The organism is Thalassoroseus sp., from assembly GCF_984380535.1.
Map to the genome: position 1 here is coordinate 492,975 of NZ_CFHRBF010000001.1, position 12,095 is coordinate 505,069.

General features: G+C 55.9%; 9 protein-coding genes, 1 tRNA gene and 1 pseudogene. 8 read left to right on the forward strand and 3 right to left on the reverse strand.

The genetic code is table 11. The features are described 5' to 3' along the window. The first annotated feature begins 113 nt into the window (after window positions 1–113). From AC5DDB_RS01880 to AC5DDB_RS01910, 7 genes and pseudogenes are all read left to right on the forward strand, one after another. The gene (locus tag AC5DDB_RS01880; RefSeq protein ID WP_491737968.1) at window positions 114–1,253 is read left to right on the forward strand and encodes a hypothetical protein; all 1,140 of its coding nucleotides are present in this window, start codon (window positions 114–116) and stop codon (window positions 1,251–1,253) included. A 29-nt stretch (window positions 1,254–1,282) separates the two neighbouring features. Continuing rightward, complete coding sequence (locus AC5DDB_RS01885) at window positions 1,283–2,632, forward strand: hypothetical protein (protein ID WP_491737969.1); 1,350 nt, start codon at window positions 1,283–1,285, stop codon at window positions 2,630–2,632. Between the two features lie 54 nt (window positions 2,633–2,686). Beyond that, window positions 2,687–4,618, forward strand: coding sequence for a type IV secretory system conjugative DNA transfer family protein (locus AC5DDB_RS01890; protein WP_491737970.1), 1,932 nt, complete (start codon window positions 2,687–2,689; stop codon window positions 4,616–4,618). A 41-nt stretch (window positions 4,619–4,659) separates the two neighbouring features. After that, window positions 4,660–5,100 carry a hypothetical protein gene (locus AC5DDB_RS01895; RefSeq protein WP_491737971.1) on the forward strand — a complete coding sequence of 147 codons (441 nt, stop codon included), beginning with the start codon at window positions 4,660–4,662 and terminating at the stop codon, window positions 5,098–5,100. Between the two features lie 136 nt (window positions 5,101–5,236). Continuing rightward, the gene (locus AC5DDB_RS01900) at window positions 5,237–5,650 is read left to right on the forward strand and encodes a hypothetical protein (protein WP_491737972.1); all 414 of its coding nucleotides are present in this window, start codon (window positions 5,237–5,239) and stop codon (window positions 5,648–5,650) included. 486 nt (window positions 5,651–6,136) lie between these two features. Beyond that, window positions 6,137–6,361: a helix-turn-helix transcriptional regulator gene (locus tag AC5DDB_RS01905; RefSeq protein ID WP_491737973.1), complete on the forward strand. Its 225-nt coding sequence runs from the start codon at window positions 6,137–6,139 to the stop codon at window positions 6,359–6,361. 10 nt (window positions 6,362–6,371) lie between these two features. After that, a pseudogene (locus AC5DDB_RS01910) lies at window positions 6,372–7,358 on the forward strand (tyrosine-type recombinase/integrase); the annotation flags it as partial. 247 nt (window positions 7,359–7,605) lie between these two features. Here AC5DDB_RS01910 and AC5DDB_RS01915 read toward each other — a convergent pair. Continuing rightward, window positions 7,606–7,678 (reverse strand) — tRNA-Ala (locus AC5DDB_RS01915). A gap of 62 nt (window positions 7,679–7,740) precedes the next feature. Continuing rightward, window positions 7,741–9,603 carry a HEAT repeat domain-containing protein gene (locus tag AC5DDB_RS01920; protein ID WP_491737974.1) on the reverse strand — a complete coding sequence of 621 codons (1,863 nt, stop codon included), beginning with the start codon at window positions 9,601–9,603 and terminating at the stop codon, window positions 7,741–7,743. Window positions 9,604–9,903: 300 nt separating this feature from the next. Here AC5DDB_RS01920 and AC5DDB_RS01925 point away from each other — a divergent pair, with 300 nt between their 5' ends. Next, on the forward strand, window positions 9,904–10,896 hold the full coding sequence (locus AC5DDB_RS01925) for a hypothetical protein (protein ID WP_491737975.1): 993 nt from the start codon (window positions 9,904–9,906) through the stop codon (window positions 10,894–10,896). Between the two features lie 29 nt (window positions 10,897–10,925). On the opposite strand, the gene AC5DDB_RS01930 is transcribed toward AC5DDB_RS01925, so the two are convergent. Then, entirely contained in the window at window positions 10,926–11,915 is a 990-nt protein-coding gene (locus AC5DDB_RS01930; RefSeq protein WP_491737976.1) for a bestrophin family protein, read from the reverse strand. Window positions 11,916–12,095 lie beyond the last annotated feature (180 nt).

The following is a 12,095-nucleotide window of genomic DNA, read 5'->3' on the forward strand; positions in this document are numbered from 1 at the left end:
CGGGCATTTCACCAGATCGACTTTGGAGGCGGCAGATTAGCTGCGGTCTCACGTTTCGTTTCGCCATCGCCAGACTTTGAAAAGAATCTGGCCAAACTCAGGAGACACTTCGAATGACGACGTCTCACTCGAACGGGAATGGTCGACATCTACCCGATCAGGCGATAGACCAACCCACTGATCTGTGGCCGAGCCCAGACTTGGCCACACCACCGGAAACCTTGTTCGAACCGCAGTATGCAGAGGAGGTTCCCCAGGCGCAGAGGTTGACCGATGACGCCCGCGCCTACTTCCATGCCGAGTTGCGACCGTTGGTGGTGGATCGGCAAGCGATCCGCAAGCTGGTTGGACATGAGGGAGCAGCTGAAGCCGTTAAACAACATGCGTTGGCCGTCTTTGCCAGTGAACCCTGTCGTAGTAATCGACGTGAAATGGCCAAGCAGGTTGTGAGATTCAGCAAGAAGTACGGCGGGGATCTGCGGTATCGACTCGCCCGAGAGGTCGATGGGCGGGATACCAAGCCACGGACCGATCGCGTGCTCAGCGTCCGTGACAATCATCTGCACAAGCTCACCAAGATTGTGCATGCGACGATCCTCGCGGCCTGCTTAGTGTTGTTTCTGTTCGGGTTCGCGGCGGAGTTCAAGAACTCCGTGTTCTTGGTCACAAGCTCGGGATTGGGGTTCGAGAACGATCCGTTTGGAGCGTTGTGCTTCACGTTTCCAATCGTCGCTGGTCCCTTCATCGCTTTGAAGTACTTGGAACGCAGCCTCAATCCGCATGGAAAGCGAAAGTTCACGCAGACGTTGAACAAGATCGCCACCCCGATCGCACTGGGCACCGTCGGTCTGTTCAGCTGGGTGATCGGCAAAATGCACAGTGAAGTCGATTTGTTCGCGAGCGGAGGCGAGTCGTGGGTCCCACCACTGTGGGCCTTGCTCGGTGGCGAAATGATCCTGCTGGCGATCATGGTCACGATGCTCGCCAGCTTCGTCAAAAACTCTTTGATGTCGTTCTTCGAATACCTGCCGCAACCCAACGCCGAATACGTCGATGCGCGTTGGGAGGCGGAACGACTTGAAACTGCGTTGCTCGGTACGGACGTGCTTCGCGGACAGATGCTGGCCCTGCTCCGTCGACTGGCGGGCGAACGCCAAATGTTCGTCCAAGAGTGTCTGGGCGAACTCCAACATCAACAACACACGTTGGATGCCAAACGAGCTCAAGTCCAGCTCGATCCGCTCGATTCCTAATTCACCCTTTGTCTTGAAAGATCCATCACATGAAGACGCAAACACGAAATTTAATGCTATTCGCCGTGATCGTCTGTTTCGGCAGCGGTTGCTCAACAAAGTCACCCGACGCGACCGAAGCAACGGGACACGCCGAGTGGTTCCTGTTTCTGGCCGACGGTCTGCCCGAACCGGTTTTGCAGTCGGCCGCCCAGCAATTCCAAGACCTATTGAGTGCCCGAGCCCAACCGGGCGATGTCATTCACTTGGTGTCGACTCCGAGCCATCGGCCGGTCGCTTCGCTCGTGATCCCGGAGGGAAACCATAACGCACGGCTCCGCGACTCAAGCGTCAAAGCCGCGACCCGCAAGTTGAAGGCATTGTTCTCGGCCTCGCCCAATCGCGGCTCCAGTCAGATTCAATTGCCCAGTGTGGCCGCGACCGTGCGGTCTCTACGGCGGACCGAGTTTCCCAGCCGCGTCGTCTTGATTGGGTCACCGATTTACGATGATCCCCGGCAACAGGGTTGGTCGATGACCGGCGGGATGGTCCCCACCGATGGGGCGTTGAATGCCGAGCATTCGCCGTTCAACAACGCCACGAATTTCCCGAACGGCACTCAGATCAGCTGGCTGTCGGCGACGACCGACTGGGGCGACGACCCAGCCCACCGGGATGCGGTGACGCGTTTCAACCGGCTGTATCTGCAAACGCGGAACGGTCAATTGACGCGGATGACCGCTGATGCGGAAACCGCCTTCCACTTTGGGACCACGCAGTTCCCCGGTAGCGTGACACCGTCACGCGAAGAGCCGGGGGTCAAGTTTGTCGCCGTCCAATCGGATCGTGAGTCCGATCCGATGGCTGAACGGAAACTGACTGTCGAAGTCGATCCGCCACAGCCCGAACCGCCGACGCCAGTTCAGCCGGCACCCGTCGAACCTACTCCGCCTGCACCCGAGCGAACCGAAGTGGAAACCGTGCTGGCTGACGCCGAATCCAATCAGGACGTGATTGGCTTGGCCATCAATTGGGAATCGGAGGACCCCAGCTGTGACTTGGATCTGCATGTCAGCAGCCGTGGCGAATCCGAGGAACTGTATTACCGGCAGAAGGAAACCGGCTTCGGCCAGTTGTTCCGTGACGTTACCAGCAGCGGAACGATCTCCGGTGATGGTTCGAACTATCAGAATTGGGAGTGGGCTCGGATCCACCACAATCGGTGGCAGGATTTGACGGTCTGGGTCCACGTCTACAGCAGTCGCAAGCCGGCCACAGTGCGGTTCATCCGGGTGCTGCACGGACGGCGGGAAGAACGTGTATTTCGCTTGCACCCGAATGCCAATCCTCGCGACGTCCCGCGTGCTCAAAGTTCGCACTGGCACCGTGTCGTGTTCTAGACCGTGATTTGTCGTGACCGATGGTGTTGGTCAGTCTCACTTGGGAGTGATTTGATGTCCTCGTCGAACAAGCCGTCCGAATTCGCTGATGCATTTGGCAGTCTCGTATGGGCTGCGATCATCGGTGGATTGAGTCTGCGATCGCAGGATTCCTCCGATCCGCGGGTCCGCACGCTCGGTCTGGTCGGCTTGTTCTTCGCCGCCTTATTGGCAGCGCGAGCGGTGATCCTGGTCGTGATCGGGATCATCCGGCGGGGTTTGCGTGGTTTGGGACTGCTGTTGCGGTTCTACGCCTACCGCAAACTCTTCGCCGGCATGCTGGGAGTGGGACTGACCGCCATCGGTTACGGCTGTTTGCATTTCTGCGGATTGACGGCCCGATATCCCTGGTCGGCGGTCATTCCGGCGGCCCTCGGGTTGTTCGTGTTTTTATTGCCGGATGTTATCGAGCGATTGCGAGCGACCTCGTTCGTAATCCGGCAATTTTTGAGTGGGGGCAAACCGGTCGAAGACTTCGCCGGTGCGTATCAAGCTCGCAAGTTGTCCGCATCCTGGCAGAGCAAGATGCATCCGACGGCGGGTTATCTCTCGTCGGCACGATACATCGGACGCACCTTGCCGGAGTCGACGCTCCGGTCGCGCGCGATCTGGATCGATAGTCCGGTCTCGGAAATTCATTTTTGCTGCACTGGTGGCGGCAAATCGTTCGACATCATCGTCAACGGCTGCCTGCATTCCGGCAGCATGATCGCGGCCAGTGTGAAGACCGACATCGCGGAGGCCTTGATCGGACGACGATCGGATCCGCAATTTGCCTTCGGCAACGAAGGCCGAGGCCGCAATCCCGGCGTCGATGTCCGGGGGATCACGCAGGTCAAGAAACACATTCCCCGCGGACGGTCGATGTTGCTCGACCCGGAAGGCTCATCGGTCTACGCCAAGGCCGGTCGGTTGTCGGCCCATAATATTCTCTCGGACATCGATATCCGGCATCCGAATGCCGCGTCACTGATCTTCGCAGTTGCGACTGCCAGTGTGCCGGTCAATGAAAAAGCCTCGGACCCTTTCTGGCAGAACACCACACGAGCGTTGCTGGCCGCGGGCATCGGCTTCGTCAAACTCACCGAGAAGGATCCGACCAAGCAAACACTGCCACATGTGGCCGATCTGCTACTCGGAATCGATGACAAGGGCCGGTGCGATCCCGACCGTTTCCGCCGCACGATGCTGGCGATGCGAAAGATCAACGCCCTGGGCGGCATCGTCCAAGCCGGGGCCTCGGCCGTCGATGACCTTGGCGAAAAAGCGTTTGGGGCCATCAATGCGGAAATTCGCAACGCCCTGCGGTGGGTGATGCTGATGCGGGAGCACCTCTCCCGGCCGTCGGACTTCAGCTATCGCGAACTCGGGGACGAGCAGCATCCGCTCTCGGTGTTTTTGATCCAACCGAGTCTGGCTCCGAACGAAGCCACACCGTACATGCAAACGCACATTACGCTCGCCTTGAGTCTACTCAAAAGCCAACCCCGACCCAAAACACCCATCATTTTTGTCGGAGATGAGTACCGGCAGTACGGCAAAGGCATTGATGAGATCGCTTCCGGCTCAATGGTGCTGCGGAGCTTCGGGATCAAATTGAACCTTTACCTCCAAAATTACCCGGCCTTGGTAACAACCGTTGGCGAGCAAACCGCCCATGAGATTTGCAGCAGTTCTACCGAACGGTACTACGGCGTCACGGATACCGACACGGCCGAAAGACTGTGTAAGCAACTCGGCGAACGTGAGGACCATCGGGGACGATATCCGTTGGTCTCGCCGCAGGACATCAAGCGGGAATTGGACCCGACATCACCCCTGCAGTATTGCCTGCCGTACGCCGGTCAGCCAATGCGGCTCGAACGGCTGGCTCACAAACCGATCAAGACCAAGGAAGGGCTCCGGCTCCGAGGTCTGCCGTTGGCCGACCTAGTGGATGAATTCTAATCACACGTCCGTTTTGTTTTCTTCGTTGAAAGGTCACCGACATGGCTTCCCCCGATTTTCCGAACGCTCCTCACATGGGCGACGCGTTTCGCGATCAGCAACCGCCATCCGAACCGGATGCTGCGCAGCAAATCGAACAAAATCCCGATCGTGAGGACCTGGACGAGTTGAATTTCGATCCACCACGGCCGGTGCATGATCCCAACCGGGTGATGGCTCCCACGCCCTTTGGCACGATTGAAATCGACGTGCAGCAGGAATTGGATGCCGAAACCCAGCAGGCGATCCGCGAGGCCCAACAACACGAGCGGACCGCCGAAGACGATTTCCGTGACTTGCGATCCGTCGATGAAGTGCCGGGAGCGGGCGCGGAGTACCAGCAGTATCTCGATGAACCGGAGCCCGACCGCGACGACTTCGACGAGCGGATGACCGAACGCTTCAATCAATGGCGGGAACACGAACAGGATTTGGATCGCTAGACCGCATGGCGGTCGTCTGTGTCCGCAGTGGATGCGGAATAACCCGTAATTGACGCACCTCCGCGAGACAGAACCCGACTCGGTGAACAGCGAATTGCTCTCACCGTCCCAATGGCATTCTAAGGAACCAAGAACTATGGACTTGACGATTGCCGACATCGAACAAACCCTGACCGAGCAATTGGCACCGCTCGAAGAGCAAGCCCAACAACTCAAGGAGGAATTGGCGGCTGTTCAGGAACAATCCACCCGGATCCGGGCGGCGCTCAAAGCCCTCGGCGGCGGCAAACGCAAAGCCAGCCGCTCGAGGAAACCGTGTGCGACTCAGGAGGACGTCCGCACGATCCTCACCGGATTGCTCAGCGACAATGGCAGTCTGAGCGAGATGGAACTCGAAGAATTGGCCAAAGAGACGTTGCGGGAGGACGGCGGGAAAAGCCTGAGTGGGTTTTCGTTGCGATTCCAGGAAACTCTCGCCGCCCCGCAGTTTCAGCGGACACCGGACGGACGGATCACATTGGGTCAAACCAACTCATATGAAGACCGGTAGATCGCATCATTGCTACCAAGGGGTTGATGAGCCGATGAAGCCATGAAGAAAAACATCATTACTCAGATGATGCAATGAAGTTTTGAGCGGATGAACATCAAAAGTTTGCCCTTGGGACTCGAAAGCGGACTTGGAGACAAAAACTTGTTGCCGATTTCTCGGAACTCGAAATCTGGGTCTCGGAGTCGTCCGCTTGTTCCCCCTGAATGCGAATCGATTGAAAGCTCGTTTTGTCCATCTCAGCCGAAAACGATCGTGTTGTCCACAGTCCTGCCGGACCCTCTACAGGATTCTTTCTAAAGGGAGTCTAAAGGATGGGGGTACCGTTCATGCGCAGGTTAGGGGTACCGATTATGCGTAGGGTTTTCGTGTTTTCGGCGGAATCCCGCGATTCCTGACCTACTACCGTTTATGCGGGGACAAACCCAACCATCCACACCGTTTTGGGGACAATTATCGCCATCTAAATTGAATCGGAGAAATTTGATGACTGACTCGAATCCGCCGGTTGCCTCCTCGGAGCCGGTCCTGAAAATGATCACAGCGGACCAACTCGCTGATATCTTGAACATCTCCACGCGAACCCTCTGGCGACTACGCAGCCAAGGCCAACTCCCGCCCGCCATCCGTCTCGGTGGCAGCGTGCGATGGTCCCGGCAAGTCGTCCAAGCATGGATCGAACAAGGCTGTCCGAAAACCAACCGAACCTGAGGAACGACTGATGGCTTCCATTTTCAAACGGAACCGCAAAAAAGGCACGCCGTACACGATCCAATATTTGGATCACGTTGGTGAGCGGAAAACTGTCAAAGGCTTCACGGACAAAGGGTTGAGCGAGCAACTGGCTGCCCGACTAGAACACGATGCACGACTCAGGCGAAGCGGTCTGATCGACGTCGAAGCCGAAAAGTACAGCGAGCAACGCAATGCTCCCTTGGCTTCGCACGTCGCCGCATTCGAGGAAAGTATTTCCGAATGCTCGTCGCAGTATATTCTGCATGTCAGAGGACGTTTGAACAAAGTGATCGAAGGATGTGGCTTCGAGAAGCTCGCCGACTTCAAACCTGAACCCATCGAGACCTACCTGCGCGCACGACGGCAGGCCGGACTTGGGCCGCGAACCTCCAATCACTATCTGCAAACAGTCCAGACCTTTCTCAATTGGTGTGTGGCAACCGGAAGGTCGCTGAGCAATCCGTTATTGGCGATCGAGAGGGTGAATGAGCAGGTTGATGTCCGGCATCAACGGCGAGCATTGTCGAGCGAGGAATTCGCTAAATTGGTCAATTCGGCTCGTTCATCTGAGAAGAAAATCCAATGCTTCGATGGTGAAACGCGAGCGCGGATTTACATCCTGGCATACATGACGGGCCTGCGAAGGAAAGAACTCGGGAGCCTGACCAAAGATTCCTTCGATCTCGACGGAAATCCACCCACGTTGACCGTGGCGGCTGCAAGCTCAAAGCATCGAAAAAAGGACACGCTGCCACTTCACTCCGATTTGGTGCCACTCTTGAAGGATTGGCTCAGCGAAATCGACGGCCCTTTGTTTCCGAAGCTAGCAAGACGGAAAACCTGGTTAATGGTCAAGAAAGATCTCGAACGTGTCGGCATTCCGTATGAGACCGATCAGGGAATTGCCGACTTTCATGCCGCCGGTCGTCACACTCACATCACAGAATTGCTCCGCAATGGTGCCACTTTGCCGGAAGCCCAAAAGCTGGCTCGCCACTCCGATGTCAAAATGACGATGCGTTACACCCATATCGGTTTGGCGGACCAGGCCCGAGCGATTGAGAATCTACCCGCGCTGCAAATGCGCTGCATTTCGGGCGTCTCTGAGGGGCAACAGGTGGCAGCGGATGGCACTGCATCCGCGCAAGAAAAAAGCCCAAGTCCTAACGAAAGCAAGGACTTAGGCATAGTTTGTCGCCAAGTGTCACAAGGTGACAAAGTGGAGGATAGGGGACTTGAACCCCTGACCTTCTGGCTGCCAGCCAGACGCTCTCCCAACTGAGCTAATCCCCCGTTTGGGTGGGACGTTGTCCCTTCACTGGAGAACCGAAACGTATCAGGGGTTCGCTTTGGTGTCAAGTTCGAGCCGTCCGTTTCGTGTCGACTGTCAAATTTTTCAACACGTCTCGCATTTCCTCACAAAATCTCACGTCCCGTTGAGACGCATTCGGACGATGTTTCAAACTCTCTTCGTAATCGTCCAAGGCTCGACGGGGTTGATTGCTCAGGCGATATAAGTCAGCACGGGCGGCGTACAGATTAGCCGTCCATACCTGACTCTGCGACGCTGATCCTGATTGCTGCAGGATCGTCGTGAGATACGGTATCGCTTCTGTTTCTACCGTCGCGAGGTCAATCTTGGCAATTGCTTCACTCGCGGCGAGCGAAACGGAACGGTCCTCACTTTCGAGGACTCCAAAGAGGGCTGAAATTGCGTGGTTCGCGTCTGATCCGAGACACCCGATCGCAATCGCACTTCGACGACGCGCCGATGGCGGTGAACTGACGTCACGCAAGATCTGCAGGAGGGTGGAAAAGACAGACCGGACGCAATCGGGGCAGGTGCTGGCCAATAGTGTGACGATGGAATCGAATTTTTCGGCATCGTTGCCAACCGTCGCAGCGAGCACGGCGTTGTTGGATTCCCGGTTGCCCCAATGCAGATCATCGCACGACTCCTCAGGCAGCCGGTCGAGTGTGGATTGAACGGTTGACAAATCACCAATTTGCGCAGCGGATGTCAGGATCGATACGAAATCCAGTTCAGCAATTTCATCGGCTTCCTCAATGCTCGAATCGCTGGTCAAACCATTCGATTTTTTGGCAGTCGATGATTCCGCAACGGTCGATTCTCGGTGCGATTGCTCGAATCGCTCGCGCTCGAATGCTTCGCGATCTTGCTCCAATTGGGATTTTTCTGCTGCTAGGCGATCCCGTTCGAGAGCCAATTCCTCGCGATCTTTCCACAATGCGGCCCGTTCACTTTCAATCGAACGACTAATAGACGTGCCCGCTTGTTTATCGAAGAGTTCCTGCTTCTCTTCGACTTTCTGACGTTGAATCGCCAATGCAGATTGATCGATTGCCAAGCGTTCTCTGTCGGCTTGTAGCCGAGCGGCTTGTTCCTTGAGTTGCATTCGCTCTGTGGCGAGCTGTTTCTGAATCTCCTGCAACTGATTTTCGCGGTTCCGTAGCTCGGCATATTGATTATGCAGATTCGCTCGCACAGCGGCGATCTCGTTTTGTTGCCGTTTGAGCTTTTCTTGCCAGGCAACGAGTCGGCTCCGTTCCGAGTCAATATCTCGGAATTCGTGCGACGTTTTCCCGCTGGGTGACGGAACCTCTCCGAGATCGTCGCGAATGTCTTCGCAGCTATCGCTCAGAAACTCGTTCAACGCCGCGATTTCCGACGAGTTGCTATGTGGGAGGCCGTTTTCCTCCCAGAACTCGATAACGGTCTCGATCAGCCCCTCATAGGCGTCGACGACACTGACATCATTGGTGTGGAGTGCGACGTTTCGGCAGATTTGCAGGCCGCTCCATTGCGTCACGGGCGATTCCCCCGTGAACGGCAGCCGTGATGATCGGTAAAACGCGAGGAACTCCTCGATCGAATCCAATTCTAATTCGGCGTATGGCTGATAATGGTCGAGCCCTTTCGCTGCGAACGTTTTGGCAGCCGATTGGCAGAACGGAAGAATTGCGTCGAGAACTTGCCGATGTTGACTGGGGTTCGAGCCCAACGCGATTTCGTTCATCCGCAGGACATCGTTCATCACCGACAGCAACACGATTGAGCGACCAGTTCCGTCGCCACGAAGATGATTCAGTTCGCTGCCGAGTGCGTCGGCGAGCGAGCAATCGGACATCTGTGCAACCAACGTCTCGTGCAACTCGATGATTGCGGGTTGAATGCGATATTGGAATGTCTCGATCATTTGCCATCCGTGAGAAAAGAGAGCAATCATTGAGTCGCTGGAGAAAGTTTGCAAGCCAATCCGCCAAAAGTCCACTTCGGGCGCGAATTTTCCGGTCATCATAAATGCTTAACACATCAAGTCTTCAGTCAAACCGGCGTGAAAGAGTGAAAAAATCCGAATTTTTGGGCCGGAGCGTTAAAGTTGACCCAGCTTCCTGGACGATTCTTCCTGTAGCGAGGAAAAAACATTCAAGCGTCGCATTCCCGATGGGATGTTGTCGCGTTCTATCGCACTTCGTGCGTTCGTCAGGGATGAACAATGAAACGCATTTTGCAATTACAACTTGGACTGTTGCTAACGGCTGTTTCCGCAGGCTGTTCTTGCCTTCACACCGGAGAACTCGGTTGTCTTCAAGCGTATTATGGCGGTGGCATTACGTGTCGAAAAGACTGCGATGATGACGACTGCTTGTTAGAGAAGCTGTTCTCATGCGGTGACGGAGCCTGTGTGGTTACACCGGCGGGATTGCCTCCGATGCAATGTGCTCAGCCCCGTCCAATGATGCCGATCGTCCCGGCTTGTGGCCCGGTTGGTGCACCAGTTTGCAGACCGCTGTCACCGATTCCGTTGCCACCAACGTGCACACCGGGGACCGTTTGTCCTCCCACACCTTGCCCACCAACTCCTTGTTCGACCGGGATGTGTGCTCCCCCAGTGATTCCCGGCGGTGGTGGTCTGACGCCCGGTGTGTTTCGCGGAACGATTCCAACGGGGTTCGTGCAGGGTCAGATCGTTTCGTCCCAACCAGTTGCCGGCATTTCGAGCGGGCAGACCGCCATGGCCCCACCGTCCATCGGCACCCCCATCACGACCCAAATGATTCCATCGCAGACGGCAATGGCACCACAAGTTTTCTCGTCGCCGCCAGTCATGAATTACGGAGGAGGCTGTCCAACCGGAGATTGTGGCCCGAGCGAAATCCCGAGTGCACCGGTTCCTTCCTATCCAGAAATCTTTCAACCGGAAATGACCGAGTATTATGAGGAACCAATGCCCACGATGCCGGATCAATTCCAAATGCCTCAAGATTCCGTTCCATCGCAGTTTGCTCCGGCACCGCATCCGGTTCCGAGTCAACAGATGCCCACACCAATGGACAATCGAAACATCCAACCGATGCCGATGAATCCGATGCCCATGAATCCAATGCCGATGAACACCCAACCGATGCCAATGGAAGGCGGACAAGCCCAACCGACGGCGACGATGCAGGCTCCGCAGGGGCAACAATGGATTCCGGTTGGATTCTAAGTGAGTCGCGAGGTCGACTCGCAAACCGATCACGTCAGCACAGCATCTTCGGCAGTCCACGGAGACGGCACATCGTCTTCCGCAAGGATCTGCCGAAGATCAATTTCAATGGTGCGACAAATCGCGTTCAGAGACAAGTCGTTCGCATCCATTCCGAACGGTTCTTCGATCTCTTCCCCAATGGCATCTAGCCCAAAGAATGCATACGCGATCAAAAACGTAACCACTGGCGTCAGTTGATGCACGCTGTCGTAAATGCCGAATGGAAGTGCGAAGCAGTACGCCGCGACAATTCGGTGGATGAGCACTGTATAGGCAAAGGGTATCGGCGTCGCTTTGATTCGCTCGCAACCACCTTGCACCGACGTCATTTCTGTCAGACTGGCTTCCAAAATCGGCAAATGGAATTCGCTGATCCAGCGATTCCGATAAGCCAGCCGCAAGCGTTCACCGATGTTTTGCAGGATCCCGATGGGCACATTTGTATGCCCACGAAGCGCGGTGAGTTCCTCCGGCGTTAAGTACCCTTCGAGCTCCGGATACGGATCGCTATCCCGGAGTCGATGACGAAACGCGTGAACATAGGCAATGGTGCGGCGGATCACATCCTGACGGAATGCCGCAAGCTCCGTCTCGTCATGTTCGCGAAGTGGATCGACTAACATCGTCACTTGTCGAGCGAAGCTTCGCGAGACGTTGACCATCCGTCCCCACAACTGTCGACCTTCCCAAAACCGGTCATACGCTTCGTTATTGCGAAAACCGAGAAAAATCCCCAACGCGACTGCGATCAGTTGGAAGGGAAGGGGTGTTAGGCTCAATTCTTGGCCGGGGCGTACCCAGAACCAATACGTCACCAGGCAGGAAAGGACCGTCACGAAGAGAATCCGTTTCCAAGTTTTGACGAGAATACTCCCCTGCAAAGAAAACAGGAGGCGAAACCAGGTTGTCTTTGGACGGACGATCACGATTAGCCACCAATTTGCAGATACGAGAATCGAGTCAACAACGATTGCCACTTTAGTGAGACGGGCACACGAATGCACCTGACCGAAAGGCGACTTCCCATCCTAGGGAAATTGGCCGGTCGATTGGAAAACGCATTGGCAATGTCTAAGATGATCCCAAAGTTGTACTCCGTGACCGCTGGATGTCCGTCTGTTGTCAATCGATGCGACCTTTCAGCAAACGGAAGCCCC